The sequence below is a fragment of the Flavobacterium sp. FG19 genome, from assembly GCF_057809475.1.
In genome coordinates this window covers 89,201-108,009 of record NZ_JBMDKA010000005.1, presented here as the reverse complement: position 1 = coordinate 108,009, position 18,809 = coordinate 89,201, and the positions used below count along the sequence as shown (strand labels likewise).

Here is an 18,809-nt window from a genome sequence, read left to right as displayed (position 1 = left end):
AAAGTACTTATGAAACTTGAGGATCTTATTAAAACCGTACAGAAAATTGATTTATTGTCGGGAAAATTATCAAGCCAAAAACGATCTGGCGGAACATTAAGTATATTTAAAAGTCGCGGATCTTCATTTAATTCAATCAGAAAATATGAAATAGGCGATGATATTAAAAATATAAACTGGCAGGCAACCGCTCGTTTTAGAGAAACTTTTGTTAATACCTATAATGAAGATAAAGTTAAAACGGTCTGGATAATTATCGATATTAGTGGTTCCTCAGCAATGGGAACTGTAAATAAAACAAAAATAGACCTTGAACTAGAGATTGCTATAACCATTGCTTACAGCGCAATAAAGCAAAACGACTCTGTTGGTGTTATTTTCTTTAGTGATACTATTAAACGTCTGATTATACCCATTAATGGAATGACCGGATTTTGGCAGATAGCAAAGGCGATGGTCGAGAGTAAACCTTGCCCCGGAAATACTGATATAAAAAGTTCTCTCGATTTTTTAATGAAAAATAATTGCTCTGGAAATCTGATTTTTATTATTTCTGATTTTTTGACGGATGGATATGCGGGTAGTGCTGCAATTCTGGCGGAGCATAATGACTTTTTTACCATACAGGTTTATGACAGAATTGAAAAACAATTTCCAAAACTTGGATGGGTCAAAATGAGGGACTTTGAAAGTGGAAGCCAACAGTGGGTAAATACCTCAAGGGCAGGTTTTGATTTACTGTATCGTAATAAATCTGAATCAGACTTAGATTATTACAACAAATTTTTGCTTAAATACTCCATTCGGAATATGTCAATTTCTACTGATGAAGATGTGCAAAAAAAAATGTCAACATTATTTAATTAGTATGCAGTCAAAAAAAATATTCTTAGCGGTACTGTTTTTCTTTTTGAGTATTAGTATTACAGCCCATTCTTTTCCTGCAGTTGTATACAAAATACGCAACAAAGAAACAAGAATTGGCGGAGTAGTAAAAATCATGCTGACTGTAAACAATGTAAAAAGCAGCTCTAATATCTCATGGAAAGAATATGACCGTTTTTTTTCGACATCAAAAGAAATTGTGTTATTAGAAATAAAATCTTTTGAAAAAAAAGGAATTTATAACCATGAAATTACATTTACATCTGCAGATGCAAAAAAAATAAAAATTTCAGGACTTGCAGTATTTGTAGACAAAAAAAGATATAAGACAAAAGATGTTTTGGTAAATTTTAGAGCTGCTTATTTACCGTCAAAACTGCACGATATTAAACCTGTTATTAAGCAAAATTGGGCTTCAGTAACAGCTGCAATTGGTCTGTTTTTATTTTTGGTTATTTTGATTTTTATTTCACTTAGGGCTTTATTTCATTTTTTTAAAAATAGAATTGAAATTCTCAATTTTAGAAGACAGGAATGCTATTATCGCGAACATCTTTTAAGATTTGAATTAGAATCTGAGAATACCGGCATAGTCCCAACGGTTTCTATGAATACTGTGACCGACTTGATAGAGAAATACATATTCACTTTAGAGTCTGCTCCGGAACGTAAATGTTATTTGCAGTCAGAAACCTATAGCGCTAATAAGAATCAATTGTTGGAGCTGTCAAAAAGACTTAAGTTTTTACCAAAACCTTTAGCAATTGAGTTATATCCTGGTTTTATATCTAGTTTGAGAGTTTTCATGAATTTAACGAGCGGAAAAGAGAGATGCCAAAATTAGAACATATTAGTTTTTCTCAACCTTCATGGCTTTTCTTATTTTTATTATTGCCATTTGGAGTTGTTTTATACGTTAAATATATTCGAAATACCTCTCCGGTAATGTTTGTTAATGGGCTGCCGGGCAGAACTAAATTACTATTCTCGCCGAAAGATTATTTGTTTATACTACGTATGATCTGTATAAGTTTGATAATCGCAGGTCTTGCAAACCCACGTTTTTCAACATCAAAAAGAATTGTAAATAAAGCAGCAGAATCTGATATTGTTTTTGCTCTTGACGCATCAAAGAGCATGCTTATAGAAGACATCAAGCCTAACCGGATGGAGGCACTAAAGGATGTATTAAGTCAATTTACAGCATTGCGTTCAGGGGGCAGAATTGGTATGGTTTTGTACGCAGGTGAAAGTATTTTGTGGTGTCCATTGACCAAAAACCAACCATTAATTCTTAGTAGTATAAATGCAATGCATAACAACACTTTAAGTGATGGTACTGCGATTGGCTCAGGATTAGTGTCTGCAGTTAAGATGCTTGAAAAAAGTGCTAAAAACAAGGTTGTTATCCTCGTTACTGATGGCGAAAATAATGCCGGAATGATAGATCCTCTGGTAGCAGCAAAATTAGCTAAACACTTAAAAACAAAAGTCTATTGTGTAGGTATTGGTAAAAATGGTTTTGCAGAAATTCCGCTAAAAGGATTGGGAGGGGAAAAGTATTATCAAAAAATTAAGGTATCTCTAAATGAGTCTGCATTAAAAAACATTGCGACTACAACAGGAGGTGCTTATTTTAATGCAGCTGATGAGAAAGCACTATTAAATATTTATACTTCAATAAACAAACTAGAAACCGGGAAAATTAAATATTCAACAAAAATTAGTTACACATCTTGCTTTAAATGGCTGGTATATGGGGCGTTAATTGTTATTATAATTGAGTTGTTGCTTAAGTTTACTATTTTAAGAAGTTGGCCATCATGATAAGTTTTGAAAATGATAATTATGTATTGCTGGCATTGTTAGTGCCGCTATTTATAGTGCTATGGTTTGCATTTCTTTACAGCGAAAGAAAAAAAAACAGTTCTGTAGGAGACAAAACATTAATTTACAACATTACTAAACGAACAACATTGTATGTTCAGGTTACTAAGTTTTTTATGGTAATAATAGCTTCTTTATTATTAATAGTTGCTTTATGTGAACCTTATTTAAGTTCTGATTTGGTAAAAGTAAAGGACCCTTCAGCTACGGATGTAGTTTTTTTAATTGATGTTTCCAAAAGTATGTATGCAAAAGATATAGTTCCAAACCGTTTGAATAGAGGACAACGTCTGATTGAAGAAATTGTAAAAGAGTTCACAAAAGAACAAATTGGAATGGTTGTGTTTGCAGGTAAAGCTGGAGCTTATGTTCCCTTAACCGAAGACTATGCCTATTTTCGCAGTGCACTAACATCAGTCTCAGGAAAGTTAATCGGGCAGCGAGGTACTTCGCTTGAAGAAGCATTAAAGATATCAGGATTACTATTTGATCAAACTGCAAAAAGAAATAAGGTTTTATGTGTAATCTCTGACGGTGAGTTTCATGATAAAAAGGCATTCGTTCTGGCGGATAAGCTAAGAAAAGCAGATGTAAAAATTATTGCTTTGGGAATTGGAACTATAAAAGGTGCTCCGGTTCCTGCTGATTTTGAAGATTCTGGTATAAAACAAAGTGATGCAACTGGCAGTCCCATTATTTCAAGTCTGCACAAGAGAGAATTGCTTAAAATAACAGGTAATAATAGTTTGAATTATATAGAAGCGGCCAGCCAGCCAAATGTTTCAATTGTATTTAATAAGCGTTTGGAAGAGCTGGAAAACATAAATTACTCAAACATTCATAAACCATTGTTTGATTTGTTTATGTTGTCTGCTATAATTTTACTATTGGTAGAAATCTTTATACCTAATGTTTTAGAAAAAAGAAATGAATAAACTATTAGTAAAAGAATTTAATTATATGTTTTATAGAAACTTTGTCAGGTACTATACCTTAATCACAATTAGTGGTGTACTTACGTTGACAGCCTTTATTTATCAACTCAATTTTTTTAGAATAAAAACTTTTTTGCAAAGTGAAATTTATGCTATTAAAGCAATTCATGCTTTTGAGGATAAAAATTATGGAGAGGCTGAAATTTTTTATAAACAGGCGTTGTTACATAATCCAGATACATATGAATGGGGTTTTAATCTGGGCAACTCATTTTACCGTCAAGGACGATATGCTGATGCTGCGAGAATGTACCGTCACTTACTATCTAAATATAGCAGAGAAGATATAGATCTTGATTGTATCTGGAATAATTTGGGAAATGCATATTATATGATGGGACTTATCGCAGAAAGTCAAAAAGCTTATAAAAAAGCACTGCTTGAAAATAATAACGATGATGTTATCAGGCAGAATTTTCTATATGTCTCTCGAATAATAAAGAGCAAGACTAAAATACAGCAGAAATTTACGGAGAAAAAAAGGAATGAAGATGGTAATGAAAAAATAGAAAAAAACACCATAGATAAAGATACGGATAAATTAAGTGATCAGGATAAATCAGATGGGCCATATCAATTGTCGAACAATGAAATACAGCAATTATTGAATTTATCAAAAGAAAAAATCAGGGTTCCGCAAGCAGCAGGAAGTGCTTCAGATAAAAAAAATAACTCAAACGGACCAGATTATTAATTAATTTTATTTAAGAATATGTGCAAAAACAGTCACTTTTTTTTATTTTTTTTAATATTCTGCATTCACGAGTCTGCATTGGCCCTGAGTAATTTCAGGTATGAAAATTATGTAAAAAATAGAGGAGATATTTTCATCGATATAGTAAAATCTAAATCAGAAGTTTATGTAGGAGAAGCTTTTACGGTGAAATATGTTTTGTGTTATTCTGTGCCGGTTATTGATCCTCAGACAGAAATTAAGATAAAATTTGAAAATTGTTATCAGGAACTTTGTACAAAGGATTTATCTCAAAAAAAAGAAATAATTGGAGGTAAAATGTATAATGTGATTATCCTTTCTGAATATCTTGTCATTGCAAAAAACTCTGGAAAATTAATATTACCAGGTATTAATATTCAAATAAAAACAAATGAAAGGGTTCGGGATGATTTTTTTGAACAGGAAGAATTAAGAACCAAGACAATTTATAGTGATGAGGAATCAATAAAAATTAATCAATTGCCTCCTTATTCTGGTGAAGATATTTTCTCCGGTATTGTTGGAGATTTTTCCATTAAGGGAGCGTATATAAATGCACCAAAGACTCCCGACTTACTTTTATTTAGAATGTCTGTTGAAGGGCTGGGAAATACAAAAATGGCATTGTTTAGTGTTCCAAAACTTCCTTTCGGACTAAATAGTTATAATGTAAAAACGATAAGTTCAGATAAATTAACTGCAGGAGGTATTCATTCATCAGTAAAGTATAGTTTTCAGTTAGCAGGAGATTATAAAGGAAAATATAATGTTCCTCCATTTCGTTTGGTTTATTTTAATACCAGGGTCAATCAATACCAGTATTTTGTTTCGAATCCCTTTATATTTGAAAGCAAAGACGGGGCTGTTATGCCATTGTTAAAAGATACTTCAGATGAAAAGAATCTGGTTACGATTTTCCATAAACTGGATGATAATACCTCCAAGTGTAAATTTCCTCCATTATATTTTATTGTTTTCGGAATTGGGCTGCTTTTTCTTTTAGAGGCGATTTTTAATTCAAAATTTATAAGTAACTATTTAAAAAAGATCCGTTTGTTTTATAAGTTACAAAAGGCGAAGCAAATCGCTTTTACAGATATTAAATCCTTCAAAAAAAAGACAGCATTTTTAAACAATCCTGAACCCTGCAGAGAATTAAATACGATACTATATAAGTATATTAATAATACAGCTAATGGAGAAAGGTATACCTCCTTTGAAATTGAAAAATTGATAATGAATTTACCTCCAGCTTCTTTATCACAAATACAGAAATTTCTAAATAAGCAGTACCAATTACGTTTCGGACCTGCAGACACTGCATTGATGAATTTAGAAAAGCAGTGTTTAGAACTTACAATGATTATTAGAAACCTTTCTAAAGATAAAATAAGAATCATCAGGACTATTTCGGTTATTTTATTTTTTACGTTTTCAACTGCTAAATCAAACACTATAGAGACGAAAGTTCTGTTTAGTTCCAGTAATGAAATGTTGATTGCAAAAAACTATACAGGAGCATTAAAAGGGTATACAATGCTTGAGGCCGAAAATATAAAATCGAAAAACCTATATTCTAATATGGGGTATTTGTTCTTTAAAACAGGTCAATCTGGTATGGCAGTATTATATTTCGAAAAAGCACTGTTACTTTCACCGGGTAGTAAGGAAGTTAAAGATAATCACAATAAGATATTAAAACAACTCAATAAAGCCGTTATGATTAATAATCTATGTATGGAATCAAAAAGAGAGCTTGATTTAAGAGTAGTTGATTATGCGATTCGGTTTATAGCTTTTATTACTATTGTTACTTTAATTTTTTACATTTTTTTTAAGTTTAGGAAATCAAAAATGTTTTTTCAAAGAACCTGCCAGATTACAGTAATAATTATGCTGCTTAGTTTAGTGGTAATTTGGCAATATAAAAATTCATTGCAAAATTTTGCTGTTGTAATGAAATCCGCTGCGGTATACTCTGGACCAAGTTCATCTGCAGCAATAAATAATAATTTATTTGAAGGGCATTTAGTAGAGGTGATTAAGAAATATAAAGGCTGGGTTGAAATTAAAACCTATAATGAAACAACAAGTTGGATTAGGGAAGATAAAATAATTGTTATTAAGTAATTTGACAATGATTTAGCAATACAAGTATTTTTTATTTAGAATACAGGTTGTAGTATGAACTTGTATTAAGTGTTAACTGCACCTATAGGCAGAGTTTTTTGTAAAAGCAGAAAAACCTTTAAATCGTAAGATCTAAAGGTTTTTGTTTTTTGAAAATTTCTTTCGAAATCTCATCAAGCGGAGAAAGAGGGATTCGAACCCCCGGACCTGTTACAGTCAACAGTTTTCAAGACTGCCGCATTCGACCGCTCTGCCATTTCTCCAGTATGTTGCTCTCATTTTCTGATTGCGAGTGCAAAGATAAGTTGTTTTTTGAATTGTGAAAATTTTTTTGGAACTATTTGCAGAGAAAATGATTGGTGAATGCAAAAGAAAATCTCTGATAGCGCTAAAGGTTTAAAAGAGAGGTGAAAACAGAAAGAGCTAAATTAGGAAGTCTTAGTTTATTTTGTGAAGCATTTTAATTTTTTCCAAGATTCATACAATTACTCTTTACAATGAGATTTTAAGTAACAAATTAGAAAATTTGCGACATATAACCAAAAGCAAATAAAAATGATGACACTTGTAGCAATATTTTTTCCGTGTATCTCCTTTCTTTTGAGAGGTAAAATTTTGACGTCTTTACTTTGTTTAATTTTACAGCTTACTTTAATAGGTTGGCTGCCTGCTGCAATATGGGCTGTTGTATCACTGCAGAATTCGAGAGCCGACAGACGTAATGCGAAATTAATAAAGGCAATGCGAAACAGATAATTGATTTTTTACTTATCTGGTTTTTTTTGAACGATTTTATTTTAGAATAGAAGGAATGTTTCTATGAGGATATTGTGGTAAAAAAAGAAAACCCTTAACAAAGCTAAGGGTTTTGAATTTCAGCGGAGAAAGAGGGATTCGAACCCCCGGACCTGTTACAGTCAACAGTTTTCAAGACTGCCGCATTCGACCGCTCTGCCATTTCTCCAGTATGTCGCTCTCATTGTCTGATTGCGGGTGCAAATATAAGACGGTTTTTTGGTTCTCAAAACTTTTTTTAGACTTTTTTCGAAACTTTTTTGAAATAATTTGCAAGTGTCTAGTTATCAATGTTTCGTGGAAAGAGTTTTTTGGAGATATTAATCTAAATCGTCTAAAATAGGCGTTGGTTTCTTGTGTTCGTCTACCGCTACAAACGAAAAAGTTCCTGAAACTACCGTCTCCCGAAGTTCGGAATACATTTGTTCCATAAAAATATCCACGTGAATTTTACAGCTTGTTCTTCCTACACTGTCCACTTTGGCAACCAGTTCGATTAAAGTTCCGGCGGGAATGGCCTTTTTAAAGTCAATCTGACCTGTAGAGATCGTGACTACTTTTTTACGGCTGAAACGGGTAGCGCAGATAAAAGCCACTTCGTCCATTAAATGAAGTGCTGTTCCTCCAAACAAAGTGTCATAATGATTGGTAGTACTTGGAAAAACAGCTTTGAAAATTCGGGTTTCCGACTTCTGGATTCTTTCTTCTATTGTTCCCATATTAGTAGTTAACGTATTCTGTAATTTCAAGACCATATCCAATCATTCCGACACGTTTGGTTTGTTCTGTATTCGAAACCAGTCTGATCTTAGAAATATCAATGTCGTGAAGGATTTGTGCGCCAATTCCGTAATCTTTACTGTCGATGATTACTTTTGGTGCTTTTAAGGTTCCCTGAGACTGTAGGGATTTAAGTTCCGAAATTCGGTTCAGTAAATTTACGGCCGTCATGTCCTGATTAATGAAGATTACGGCACCTTTACCGTTTTCATTAATCACCTTAAACATATCGTCTAACTGCTGTTCGGCATTATTGGTTAAAGTTCCTAATAAGTCATTGTTTACCTGAGAAGAGTGGATTCTCGTTAAAATAGGTTCGCCCAGGTTCCAGGTTCCTTTGGTTAACGCAATATGGATTTGTTTATTCGTTGTTTGTTCGTAAGCTCTTAATCTAAAAGTACCAAAACGGGTTTCGATATCAAAATCTTCTTTTTTTACAATCAGACTGTCGTGCTGCATACGATAAGCTACTAAATCTTCGATAGAAACTAGTTTTAAATCGAATTTTTTAGCCACTTTAATTAATTCCGGCAGACGTGACATTGTACCGTCTTCATTTAAAATTTCGCAGATAACCCCGGCAGGTTTAAATCCGGCCAGTCTGGCAAAATCAATAGCCGCTTCGGTATGTCCCGTTCTTCTTAAAACACCGCCCTGTTTAGCGATTAAAGGGAAAATATGTCCCGGACGGGCCAGATCGTGTGGTTTCGTATTAGGATCAACTAAAGACTGAACCGTTTTGGAGCGGTCAGAAGCAGAGATTCCTGTAGTAACTCCGTTTCCTTTTAAATCTACGGAAACCGTAAAAGCCGTTTCCATATGATCCGTATTATTAGTTACCATGGCACGTAAATCAAGTTCCTTGCAGCGGCTTTCTGTAAGCGGCGTACAGATTAATCCGCGTCCGTGAGTCGCCATGAAATTGATCATTTCAGGTGTTACTTTTTCGGCAGCAGCCAGAAAATCACCTTCGTTTTCACGATCTTCATCGTCGACTACAATGATTACCTTGCCCTGACGAATATCTTCTATAGCTTCCTCAATGGTATTCAGTTGGATTTTTGTTGACATAATTATTGCTTGTTTTGAGCTGGTGAAAACCGCTCTAAAATTTTTTGAAACAGTTGTGAAATTGGAGTAGTTATCGCATCAAAATTAATTAATCCATTGTCGTTTGTGGCACGATAGGTTAATAATATGGCTAAGGGTGAAAGTATAAACGATGACATCCATGATCCCATAAACGGTGTCATTCCGCCTTCTTGCGATAATCTTTTTCCAAATGTATTGATGAAATGAAAAGTAATAAAAATCAAAACCGCAAAAACGATCGGTAAACCGAGTCCGCCTTTTCGGATAATCGCACCCAGCGGCGCCCCGATAAAGAACATTAAAAAACACGCAAAAGCAATAACAAACTTTTCATAAAGAGCAGTCAGGTGTTTGTTGATTTCACGTTGTTTGTCTTTTAAATCTTTTTCAGTCGATTCGATAGAGTAGACGTTACTGGTCACATTGCTTGCTGCCATTTTGATTATGTCTACTTTTTGTTTGTTGGTATATAAAGATAAAAGGTCATTTGGTAAAGCCTTTTTCTTTTTAAGTGAATCTGTTTTAGGTATAAAAGCAGGTTTTCGGATTCCTACGCGCTGATTGATATTCTCTGAAAAGGAAATAATCTCATTGTCGAGGTTTTTGTTTAACGAATCCAGTGTGTAGCGTAATTCGTTAACATTCAGCATGGCATTGGTGCCGGCAATACTTTCTTTACTGTCATCGACCTTGTTTAATTCAGATAAATCGATGTTGATGATGTGTTTTTTGAAGGCCCCTTTTATAAACGGAAGTTTAGCACGGTCTTCGTACTTTTTAGGGGTAACATCCTGATAGTAGTAGCCATCGTTTAAAACAAGTTTTAAGATACTTGATTTTTCATTACTGATTAATTCACCGTCTTTGGCTTTGATTACGGTTTTGTTTTCACCGTAATTATTGGCTTTTTCGTGAATAGTCACGCCAGTCAGGATATTCCCGTTTTCTCCGGATTTTTTGTTGACTTTAATATTGTAAGTCCCAACATCGTTAAACTGTCCTTCAGCAATCGCCATGGCTGGTTTCGCCTGGGCAATGTTTTTTCGGAAGTTCACAAATTTATATTCGGCATACGGAATCACATTATTGGCAAACCAAAACGCTACAATACTCAGGACGAATATAAATATAATCAGTACCCGCATGGCTCTCTGCAGTGAGATTCCGGATGATTTCATGGCAGCAAACTCATAGTTCTCCGCCAGGTTTCCAAAAGTCATGATCGAAGCCAGAAGTACAGATAACGGCAGAACTAGTGGGATAATTCTGGGCATAGAAAAAAGCAGGAATTTCACGACCAAAATTAAGTCGAGATCTTTACCTGCCAGTTCCGATATAAACAGCCATACGGTCTGTAATATGAATATAAAAAATAGGATTACAAATACCGTGGTAAATGTAAATAAGAATGTTTTTAATAAGTATTTGTCTAGTATTTTCAACCTTCTGTTTAATCTAATTTATTGATGTAGTATTTTGGGTATTTACTCGCTACAAAGGTAAATTGATTTTTTGATAATGGCTGATTGGTTTTAAAAGAATTAACGGTTAAAGTTGTTTTTGTTCCGTTTTTTCCGGTTTCAATCAAATTATAAATGTGTTTTGTCTGAACGTCGACCCCTAAAAGAATTTCTTTTCTCTGGTCTTTTCCGGTAGTTGGTACTAATTTGATGTACTGGATTTTTCTTCCTTTTACATTTTGCACAATATCCATCGTGTATTTGTATCCGGAATTAAAGAAAGTCAGCATTTTAGAAGGTGTAACGGCATTGTCGTCTTTCTCGTTTACTTTAGAAATAGTAACTTCTTCGTCTTCAGGAACGATAGTATAGGTTTTTTGTCCGTCAAAAATTTTAGTAACGCCCATAAAATTCAGTACGTACTGATTGCCTTTCATGGTTACATTCCCTTTGCTGTCCTGATTTATGTTTTCTTTAGCGTTGTTTAAGGAGTATTTAAAATCGATAACGATATTATCGTAGCTTTTTATTTTGGTAGTTACTTCGTTCAATAAATCTTTCGCTTTTTTATCCTGAGCCTGAACAGAAGTGAAGCTCAAAAGCAGAATAACGGCTGTTTGAAAACACTTTTTAGTCATGTTAGTGATAGAATTGTTTGTGATTTCCTGAATTTTTGTTCTCATGATTGGATTAATTTTGTTCATTATTAAAAAATTGATCAAGAGCACTTAAATCTAAAATGTTTACAGTTCGTGCTTTACTGCCTTCGAAAGGCCCAACAATTCCAGCTGCTTCCAGCTGATCGATTAAACGACCGGCTCTGTTGTAACCTAATTTTAATTTTCTTTGCAGTAATGAAGCAGAACCTTGCTGCGCATTAACAATAATCTCTGCGGCTTCTCTAAATAAGGTATCTCTTTCGGAAATATCCATATCAAGATTAATGCCAGTTTCTTCTCCAACAAACTCCGGAAGTAAATAAGCGGTAGAGTATGCTTTTTGCGAACCAATAAAATCTGTGATTTTTTCGACTTCAGGCGTATCAATGAAAGCACACTGTACACGGATAACATCGTTTCCATTGGTATATAGTAAATCTCCGCGTCCAATTAACTGGTCGGCTCCCTGAGTGTCCAGAATCGTTCTGGAGTCAATTTTAGAAGTTACCCTGAAGGCGATTCTAGCCGGGAAATTCGCTTTAATTAAACCGGTAATTACGTTAACCGACGGTCTTTGAGTAGCAATGATGAGGTGGATACCAATGGCACGGGCCAGCTGAGCCAGACGTGCAATAGGGACTTCAACTTCTTTCCCTGCAGTCATAATTAAATCGGCAAACTCATCGACTACCAATACGATATAAGGTAAGAAACGGTGTCCGGCTTCCGGGTTTAATTTTCTCGATTTGAATTTTTCGTTGTACTCTTTAATATTACGAACCATGGCATCTTTTAATAAAGAATAACGGTTGTCCATTTCGGTACAAAGTGAATTTAAAGTGTTGACTACTTTAGCGTTATCGGTAATAATGGCGTCTTCGGTATCCGGAAGTTTCGCTAAATAATGTCTTTCTATTTTATTGAAAAGCGTAAGCTCCACTTTTTTTGGATCGACCAGAACGAACTTTACTTCTGCCGGATGTTTTTTGTATAAAAGTGAAGTCAGTACGGCATTTAATCCAACTGATTTTCCTTGTCCGGTAGCACCCGCCATCAATAAGTGCGGCATTTTGGCAAGATCGACTACAAAGGTTTCATTAGAAATGGTTTTTCCTAAAGCAATTGGCAGTTCCATTTCAGCTTCCTGAAATTTAGCGGCGCCAATAACGCTTTTCATTGAAACCATAGTTGGGTTCTTGTTCGGAACCTCGATACCAATTGTTCCTTTTCCGGGGATTGGAGCAATAATACGAATTCCTAATGCCGATAATGATAAAGCAATGTCGTCTTCCAGACTCTTGATTTTTGAAATTCTGATCCCGGCTTCCGGTACAATTTCGTATAAAGTAACCGATGGTCCTACGGTTGCTTTTATCTGGGCAATTTCAATTTTGTAGTTACGAAGCGTATCTACAATTCTGTTTTTGTTTTCTTCTAATTCTTCCTGGTTGATCGTAATTCCTCCTGTCGAATATTCTTTTAATAAATCGATAGTTGGGAATTTGTAGTTGGATAAATCAAGGGTAGGGTCAAATAAACCAAAATCGGCTACAAGCCTTGAAGCCAGGTTTTCTTCGATAATATCTTCTTCTTCGGATTTTTCAATTACAAAAGCTTCGTCTGGTGTAGCGGTAATCTGCTGTACAGGCTGTATAGGCTTTAAAACCGGATTTAATTCAATTTCTGAGGAATGGGAAATGGTTGGTTTTAATGCTTCCTTATTTAATTCAAATTGAGTGTCAACAGTTTTTATATGAATATTATCCAGTTCCGGATCTTCTTCTTCAATAGCAAACTCTTCTAAATTATAAGCACTTTCAGGTTCCTGTTCCTGTATTTCTGGCTTTTTGATGGAATTTAATTCCGATTTAAGTTCATTTTTGGTCGAATCAAAATAAGACTGGATTTTTTCCGGAGATACTTTTATTTTGAAAATCAGATAAACGATCAGTCCAAAAAGCAGGGTTAATAAAGTTCCGGTTTTTCCGATATAGTCCTGAAGGAAAAGATTAAGCTCATATCCAATGGTTCCGCCCAGTTCCGGTGCCGAAGTAGCAAAAAAACCAAACAGGATCGAAACAACGATAATGGCAAATACATCCCAGAACCAGGTATTTTTTAGTTTTTTGGTAGAAAGTTCTAAGGCCAGAAACAATCCGGTCAGGAAAAACAGGCGCACAAACAGAAAAGAGGCCAGGCCGAAACCACGGTACACGATTAAGTCTGCAAGATAGGCTCCGAATTTTCCAAGCCAGTTTTGTACCACTTCGTCACGATCTCCGAGCTGACTAACCGCACTTTGATCGGTCTGCCATTGTCCGTTAACATAAAAAGAAATAAATGCTACTAAAAGAGCAATAGAAAAGAGTACCAAAAGACAGCCCAGAACAAATTTTTGGGGTTTGGATAACTTCCAGGATCTGACACTGGCGGCTTTTGATTCGGTTTTTTTGTCTGCAGTTTCTTTTTTATTTGTTTTTGCCATTCTTGCGTTTCCTGTTGCCTATATAAATTTTGGAATATAAATAATCAAACCAATTGCTATTGCGGTCATGGCGGCAAAAAATACCGCTCCGGCAGCAATATCTTTAATGAACCCGATTCGTTTACTGTAATCAGGATGGATAAAATCGGCGATTTTTTCAACCGCTGTATTTAATCCTTCAATGCTTAAAACCAAACCAATGGCTAAGGTCTGACATAGCCATTCGGTTTGTGAAATATGAAAATAGAACCCGGCAATGGTCATGATAATTCCCAATGAGAATTGAACCATAATGCTGTGTTCTGTTTTAATTAATTTTACAGCCCCGTTAAAAGCATATGTCATGCTTTTTAACCGGCCTGTAACAAAGGTATTATCTTTTTGAAACTCCATTTAACGGAAAATATTATAGTGCTGCTAAAGCGGCTTCGTAATTTGGTTCGTTTGCAATTTCAGCAACTTGTTCTGTATGTTTGATTGTACCATCAGCATCCACTACAATAATAACTCTTGAGTGTAAACCAGCCAAAGGTCCGTCAATGATTTCTAAACCGTTTGCTTTACCAAAAGAACCTTCCTGAAAATCAGATAAGTTAACTACGTTTTCTAAACCTTCGGCACCGCAGAAACGTTTTTGTGCAAAAGGTAAATCTCTTGAGATACATAAAACAGTAGTGTTTTCTAATCCGCTGGCACTTTCGTTGAATTTTCTAACAGAAGCGGCACAAGTTCCTGTGTCAACGCTTGGGAAAATATTTAAAACTAATTTTTTACCGGCAAAAGTGCTTAATGAAGCCACCGATAAATCGTTTTGTACTAATTTGAAGTCAGCAAGTTTAGATCCAACTGTTGGTAATTCACCTGATGTATGAACCGGATTTCCTCCTAATGTGATTGTAGCCATGATTTTTGTTTAAATTAATGAGGTTCAAAAGTAAGGATTAATATTTGAATCTAAAAGTATTTGTTAAGGCTTTAAGGAGAGATTAAGAAGCTGGATTTGTATTTAGGTTTGTGTATAAATTGGACGCAGACGGCATAGATTCACTTCGTGAAGTCGCGGATTGAAACGGATTTTTTTCTTTAGTCATAAATCAAAAAATCCGTTTCAATCTGTGTTTTTGCGTAAGCAAATCCGTGTCATCCGTGTATCATTTACCATTATAAAAAAAGCGTCTCTTATCCAGAAACGCTTCAGTCATGTTTTTTTTATTTTTTGTTTGAAAAAAGAGGCCTGCTTATTTATCAATGGAACCCAAAACACGTTTCATAAACGTATTTAATGCTTCTTTTTTATCAGTTCCCTGAGCAACTAATTTTTGTACTTCAAGGGCACCGTACATATTGGAGATCAATTCGCCAATCACATCCAGTTCTTCGTCTTTAAGAGAAGGGATTTCGGTCATAGCTTCCAGAACTTCAATTGTTTCAATGATATAATCCTGATCGTTTTCTTCGATGAATTGTGTTAAATGCTTTATTACTGGTAATTTCATGTTGTGGAGTTTTAAGTGTTTTATCAAAATGTTTAGTTTTGACAAAGTCAATTATCAATTAAGCAATTGCGTTTACAAGATCGATTAAAACTTCTTGTTTGTTAGTTTGCGTTTCACCAACTAATTGTCCGTTTACGAAAGTAGCAAATGTTGGCAGGTTGCTCACATTAGCTAATTTTCTGGATTCAGGAGCATTTTCTGCATCAACCAAAACAAAAGTGATAGCGTCATTTTCTGCTGCTAGTTTTTTGAATTTTGGTTTCATAATACGGCAGTTTCCACACCATGAAGCTGAATACTGCACTACTACTTTTTCGTTTTTAGCAACTAAATCTGCTAACGTATCTTCGTTTAAGTCGATTAACATAATTTTTATTTTTAAGGCACTAAGTTGCTAAGGTTCTAAGAGGCTAAGTTTGCTCTCGAACCGAATAACTTTGTGTGGATTTATTTGATAGATTTTTTAAGTCATCGAGATTCTAAGATCTAAGTTTAATCTTAGAATCTCTTGACTTTTATTGTAGAATTGTATCTAAGATTCAAAAGTTAAGCTGAAAAAAACTTAGAATCTTAGAACCTTAGTATCTTAGCGGCTTAATTAGCGCTTAAGTATTCAGCAGTACTGTTTCTGTCAGCTGTCATAGCTTCTTTACCAGCTTCCCAGTTTGCAGGACAAACTTCACCTTTAGTCTGGATATGAGTGTAAGCGTCAACCATTCTTAAGTATTCGTTTACATTACGTCCTAATGGCATATCGTTTACGCTTTCGTGGAAGATTTTTCCAGTTTCGTCAATTAGGTAAGTAGCTCTGTAAGTTACGTTTGAACCTTCAATGATAACTGAATCAGTATCTTCGCTGTAGCTTGTAGATTCGATATCAAGAATACCTAAAATGTTAGCTAAGTTACGGTTTGTATCTGCTAAGATTGGGTAAGTAACACCTTCAATTCCACCATTGTTTTTTGGCGTGTTTAACCAGGCAAAGTGAACTTCGTTTGTATCACAAGAAGCACCAATTACGATAGTATTTCTTTTTTCAAATTCTGGTAATGCAGCTTGAAAGGCGTGTAATTCAGTTGGACATACAAAAGTAAAATCTTTTGGGTACCAAAATAAAAGTACTTTTTTATTGTTGTTTACTGCTTCTTCAAAAATGTTGATTTTTAAATTGTCACCCATTTCTGAGATAGCATCTACTGCAATACTTGGGAATTTTTTTCCTACTAAAGACATAATATTCGTTTTACGTTAAAAATTTATTTGGTGCAAAAGTAGGGTATAACTATATGTTCTTACAATAAGATGTGATTATAAAAACTTATAAGTTAATAAATTTTGACTATTTTAGTATTTAACTTGTTGAATTTCAATGTTTACTGGAAGTGTGCCCTTAAAAGGAATTTTTTCTAGAAAATAAATTCCTGCTGTTTTTTGAAATTCTTCAAAATCCTGATAGGCCTGAACTAGTCCTGAAGCCTTGTTCAGATTCGGAATTAAGGGTAAAGAATATGGATTTCCGAAAACGTAAACGATACATTTTTTGGTTTGAAGTAAATCAGAAAGCAATTCTAAAACTTCATTGTCAATTTCAAAATTGTTGAGCGGTTTTGCCTTTGGAACAAATAATGAAATTAAAATAGTTTCAAAATTTTCTAATTCTTTTTTGATAGATGAAATCTCTGAAACTTCTAAATTTTCAAAAGCAAATTCTGGAGAAGGTAATTCGGAATTTAAAGTTTTAAAGAATGTGTTTTCAGTATTTTTATATAAGCTGATTTTGGCTAATTTGTTGTTTTTCTGAGCTTCAAATGCTAATTCTGAACTTGAATTATCAATAATCGTTGTAATCGCATTTTGAGCAATTTCTAAATTTATTTTTGATGTTTTTTCGAAATCTAATTCGCCTGAAGCCACTGTGTTTCCGGAAAGAATTCCGGCTTTTTCTTTGGCTTTCATGATTCGGTTGTAACTTTCGAAAATACGGTCCGGTGAAGCATTTTTATAAATTGCTTCAATTCCTTCAGGAACATTTTCGGCAAAACATAAAACATCATTTCCAGCGTTGAAAGCTTCCCATTCTAATTGGCCTTTGGTTTCATACAGTTTAGAAACGCTGTGCATGTTCAATGCATCAGAAATTACTAAACCGTCATACCCTAATTTATCACGCAAAAGATCCTGAATAACGGCTTTTGATAAAGTTGCAGAAGTATCTTTTCCCTCATTTAAACTCGGAACTGCCAAATGCCCGATCATAATTGAATCGACATTGTTTTCAATTCCTTTAACGAAAGGATATAATTCGTTTTCCATTAATTCTTCTAAAGTTTCCTTTAAAACCGGTAATCCCAAATGCGAATCGACGTTTGTATTTCCATGCCCTGGAAAATGTTTCAGGCATCCTAAAACGCCAGCTTCTGACATTCCTTTTAAATATTCAACTGAAAAATCGGCTACTTTTTGTTTGTTTTCACCAAAGGAGCGATACCCAATAACGGGATTATTTGGATTGTTATTGATGTCTGCCAAAGGCGATAAATTATACTGAATTCCGGCTGCTTTTAAATCTAAACCAATTTGTTTTCCAGTTTTGTAAACCAGATTTGATTTGTTTTCTGGTAAAGCACCAAGGGTAATCGCATACGGATATTGCGGTGTTTTTTCGATACGCATAGCCAATCCCCATTCGGCATCAATACTGATTAAAAGGGGAGTAGAAGCGGCTTTTTGGTAACGAACGATTAAAGCTTTAATTTTTTCGTAGCTGTCATCGTTAAAAACAACTTTTTTCTTGCTTTCATAATTGGTTGCCGCACTTGCACGACTGTGAAAAAAGGTCAGTCCGCCAATATTGTGTTCTTTGATTAAACGTTCGGTTTCCTGAATATTTTCTTCTGTATCGTTAATAAATACGGCTGGAAAAAAGAATTGTCCTATTCTTTGTCGTAATGCTTCGGCTGTAATTTTCATTATTATAAAGTCTTTTTCATGCAGACACTATTATCCATCTCTTCATAAGGCGGATAATTGGGAATTATGGTGTAATGTAATTTTTGATATAGGCTGATGGCTTCCGGCTGGTTTTTTCCAGTTTCCAAGATGGTATAGGTATAACCAACTTCTTTGGCCCAGATTTCAAGTTCTTTTAAAATGGCAGAAGCAATTCCTTTTTTGCGATGGTCAGGATGAACGAACATTCTTTTGATTTCGGTTGTACCGCTTTCTTTTTCCCTAAAAGCACCGCAGCCGGCAGGAATGTCGTTTTCGTAATAAACGATCGTATGTTTTATTTTATCAGTTTTATTATACTGATTGTAAAAAGCATGATCGTCTCCATCCCGAATGGCCAATTCCTGATCTAACAAAGCTACGAGCTTTATAAAATCCGGATCATCAGAATTAGTTCGTTTTAAGTTAGTCATTTTCTTGT

General features: G+C 34.5%; 19 protein-coding genes and 2 tRNA genes. 7 read left to right on the top strand and 14 right to left on the bottom strand.

What is annotated here, in order from left to right; all coding sequences use genetic code 11:
* Positions 1-9 precede the first annotated feature (9 nt).
* The 6 genes from ACODST_RS07245 to ACODST_RS07220 all read left to right on the top strand — a co-directional run bounded on the left by ACODST_RS07245 (position 10) and on the right by ACODST_RS07220 (position 6,612).
* Positions 10-867 (top strand): DUF58 domain-containing protein, encoded by an 858-nt coding sequence (locus ACODST_RS07245; RefSeq protein WP_488931446.1) that lies wholly within the window; start codon positions 10-12, stop codon positions 865-867.
* A gap of 217 nt (positions 868-1,084) precedes the next feature.
* Positions 1,085-1,729 carry a hypothetical protein gene (locus tag ACODST_RS07240; RefSeq protein ID WP_488931445.1) on the top strand — a complete coding sequence of 215 codons (645 nt, stop codon included), beginning with the start codon at positions 1,085-1,087 and terminating at the stop codon, positions 1,727-1,729.
* Positions 1,717-2,712 (top strand): VWA domain-containing protein, encoded by a 996-nt coding sequence (locus ACODST_RS07235; RefSeq protein ID WP_488931444.1) that lies wholly within the window; start codon positions 1,717-1,719, stop codon positions 2,710-2,712. Before ACODST_RS07240 ends, ACODST_RS07235 begins: the two co-directional genes overlap by 13 nt.
* The gene (locus ACODST_RS07230) at positions 2,709-3,707 is read left to right on the top strand and encodes a VWA domain-containing protein (protein WP_488931443.1); all 999 of its coding nucleotides are present in this window, start codon (positions 2,709-2,711) and stop codon (positions 3,705-3,707) included. The genes ACODST_RS07235 and ACODST_RS07230 overlap by 4 nt, the downstream gene beginning before the upstream one ends.
* Positions 3,700-4,461: a tetratricopeptide repeat protein gene (locus ACODST_RS07225; RefSeq protein WP_488931442.1), complete on the top strand. Its 762-nt coding sequence runs from the start codon at positions 3,700-3,702 to the stop codon at positions 4,459-4,461. The genes ACODST_RS07230 and ACODST_RS07225 overlap by 8 nt, the downstream gene beginning before the upstream one ends.
* Positions 4,462-4,647: 186 nt before the next feature.
* Positions 4,648-6,612, top strand: coding sequence for an SH3 domain-containing protein (locus ACODST_RS07220; RefSeq protein ID WP_488931441.1), 1,965 nt, complete (start codon positions 4,648-4,650; stop codon positions 6,610-6,612).
* Positions 6,613-6,790: 178 nt separating this feature from the next.
* On the opposite strand, the gene ACODST_RS07215 is transcribed toward ACODST_RS07220, so the two are convergent.
* Positions 6,791-6,875: transfer RNA gene (locus tag ACODST_RS07215), tRNA-Ser, on the bottom strand.
* Positions 6,876-7,167: 292 nt separating this feature from the next.
* On the opposite strand from ACODST_RS07215, the gene ACODST_RS07210 reads away from it, so the two are divergent.
* Positions 7,168-7,368 (top strand): YqaE/Pmp3 family membrane protein, encoded by a 201-nt coding sequence (locus ACODST_RS07210; RefSeq protein WP_488931440.1) that lies wholly within the window; start codon positions 7,168-7,170, stop codon positions 7,366-7,368.
* 123 nt (positions 7,369-7,491) lie between these two features.
* Here ACODST_RS07210 and ACODST_RS07205 read toward each other — a convergent pair.
* The 13 genes from ACODST_RS07205 to ACODST_RS07145 all read right to left on the bottom strand — a co-directional run bounded on the left by ACODST_RS07205 (position 7,492) and on the right by ACODST_RS07145 (position 18,801).
* Positions 7,492-7,576: transfer RNA gene (locus ACODST_RS07205), tRNA-Ser, on the bottom strand.
* Between the two features lie 151 nt (positions 7,577-7,727).
* Entirely contained in the window at positions 7,728-8,126 is a 399-nt protein-coding gene (locus ACODST_RS07200) for an acyl-CoA thioesterase (RefSeq protein ID WP_320495669.1), read from the bottom strand.
* Position 8,127: 1 nt separating this feature from the next.
* A complete protein-coding gene (ribB, locus tag ACODST_RS07195) occupies positions 8,128-9,258 on the bottom strand; it encodes a 3,4-dihydroxy-2-butanone-4-phosphate synthase (RefSeq protein WP_488931439.1) in 1,131 nt (376 codons plus the stop codon).
* A 2-nt stretch (positions 9,259-9,260) separates the two neighbouring features.
* Positions 9,261-10,721: an LptF/LptG family permease gene (locus ACODST_RS07190; RefSeq protein WP_488931438.1), complete on the bottom strand. Its 1,461-nt coding sequence runs from the start codon at positions 10,719-10,721 to the stop codon at positions 9,261-9,263.
* 8 nt (positions 10,722-10,729) lie between these two features.
* Positions 10,730-11,377: an outer membrane lipoprotein periplasmic chaperone LolA1 gene (gene lolA1 / locus ACODST_RS07185; protein ID WP_488931536.1), complete on the bottom strand. Its 648-nt coding sequence runs from the start codon at positions 11,375-11,377 to the stop codon at positions 10,730-10,732.
* Positions 11,378-11,429: 52 nt separating this feature from the next.
* Positions 11,430-13,883, bottom strand: a complete 2,454-nt coding sequence (locus ACODST_RS07180) for a DNA translocase FtsK (RefSeq protein WP_488931437.1) — start codon at positions 13,881-13,883, stop codon at positions 11,430-11,432.
* Between the two features lie 18 nt (positions 13,884-13,901).
* On the bottom strand, positions 13,902-14,276 hold the full coding sequence (locus tag ACODST_RS07175; protein ID WP_095931756.1) for a diacylglycerol kinase family protein: 375 nt from the start codon (positions 14,274-14,276) through the stop codon (positions 13,902-13,904).
* Between the two features lie 13 nt (positions 14,277-14,289).
* Positions 14,290-14,787, bottom strand: a complete 498-nt coding sequence (gene tpx / locus ACODST_RS07170; protein ID WP_488931436.1) for a thiol peroxidase — start codon at positions 14,785-14,787, stop codon at positions 14,290-14,292.
* A 334-nt stretch (positions 14,788-15,121) separates the two neighbouring features.
* Entirely contained in the window at positions 15,122-15,379 is a 258-nt protein-coding gene (locus ACODST_RS07165) for a DUF6952 family protein (protein WP_008462029.1), read from the bottom strand.
* Positions 15,380-15,437: 58 nt separating this feature from the next.
* The gene (locus ACODST_RS07160) at positions 15,438-15,746 is read right to left on the bottom strand and encodes a thioredoxin family protein (RefSeq protein WP_488931435.1); all 309 of its coding nucleotides are present in this window, start codon (positions 15,744-15,746) and stop codon (positions 15,438-15,440) included.
* 227 nt (positions 15,747-15,973) lie between these two features.
* The gene (locus ACODST_RS07155; RefSeq protein ID WP_073416931.1) at positions 15,974-16,612 is read right to left on the bottom strand and encodes a peroxiredoxin; all 639 of its coding nucleotides are present in this window, start codon (positions 16,610-16,612) and stop codon (positions 15,974-15,976) included.
* A gap of 111 nt (positions 16,613-16,723) precedes the next feature.
* Positions 16,724-18,349 carry a glycoside hydrolase family 3 protein gene (locus ACODST_RS07150; RefSeq protein ID WP_488931434.1) on the bottom strand — a complete coding sequence of 542 codons (1,626 nt, stop codon included), beginning with the start codon at positions 18,347-18,349 and terminating at the stop codon, positions 16,724-16,726.
* Between the two features lie 2 nt (positions 18,350-18,351).
* Positions 18,352-18,801, bottom strand: coding sequence for a GNAT family N-acetyltransferase (locus tag ACODST_RS07145; RefSeq protein WP_488931433.1), 450 nt, complete (start codon positions 18,799-18,801; stop codon positions 18,352-18,354).
* Between the last annotated feature and the right edge of the window lie 8 nt (positions 18,802-18,809).

Coding starts and splice junctions, on each gene's coding strand:
- ACODST_RS07155 (WP_073416931.1), bottom strand. CDS start 16,612: ATGTCTTTAGTAGGAAAAAAATTCCCAAGTATTGCAGTAGATGCTATC.
- ACODST_RS07145 (WP_488931433.1), bottom strand. CDS start 18,801: ATGACTAACTTAAAACGAACTAATTCTGATGATCCGGATTTTATAAAG.
- tpx (WP_488931436.1), bottom strand. CDS start 14,787: ATGGCTACAATCACATTAGGAGGAAATCCGGTTCATACATCAGGTGAA.
- ACODST_RS07160 (WP_488931435.1), bottom strand. CDS start 15,746: ATGTTAATCGACTTAAACGAAGATACGTTAGCAGATTTAGTTGCTAAA.
- ribB (WP_488931439.1), bottom strand. CDS start 9,258: ATGTCAACAAAAATCCAACTGAATACCATTGAGGAAGCTATAGAAGAT.
- ACODST_RS07235 (WP_488931444.1), top strand. CDS start 1,717: ATGCCAAAATTAGAACATATTAGTTTTTCTCAACCTTCATGGCTTTTC.
- ACODST_RS07210 (WP_488931440.1), top strand. CDS start 7,168: ATGATGACACTTGTAGCAATATTTTTTCCGTGTATCTCCTTTCTTTTG.
- ACODST_RS07225 (WP_488931442.1), top strand. CDS start 3,700: ATGAATAAACTATTAGTAAAAGAATTTAATTATATGTTTTATAGAAAC.
- ACODST_RS07180 (WP_488931437.1), bottom strand. CDS start 13,883: ATGGCAAAAACAAATAAAAAAGAAACTGCAGACAAAAAAACCGAATCA.
- ACODST_RS07245 (WP_488931446.1), top strand. CDS start 10: ATGAAACTTGAGGATCTTATTAAAACCGTACAGAAAATTGATTTATTG.
- ACODST_RS07165 (WP_008462029.1), bottom strand. CDS start 15,379: ATGAAATTACCAGTAATAAAGCATTTAACACAATTCATCGAAGAAAAC.
- ACODST_RS07175 (WP_095931756.1), bottom strand. CDS start 14,276: ATGGAGTTTCAAAAAGATAATACCTTTGTTACAGGCCGGTTAAAAAGC.
- ACODST_RS07200 (WP_320495669.1), bottom strand. CDS start 8,126: ATGGGAACAATAGAAGAAAGAATCCAGAAGTCGGAAACCCGAATTTTC.
- ACODST_RS07230 (WP_488931443.1), top strand. CDS start 2,709: ATGATAAGTTTTGAAAATGATAATTATGTATTGCTGGCATTGTTAGTG.
- ACODST_RS07150 (WP_488931434.1), bottom strand. CDS start 18,349: ATGAAAATTACAGCCGAAGCATTACGACAAAGAATAGGACAATTCTTT.
- lolA1 (WP_488931536.1), bottom strand. CDS start 11,377: ATGACTAAAAAGTGTTTTCAAACAGCCGTTATTCTGCTTTTGAGCTTC.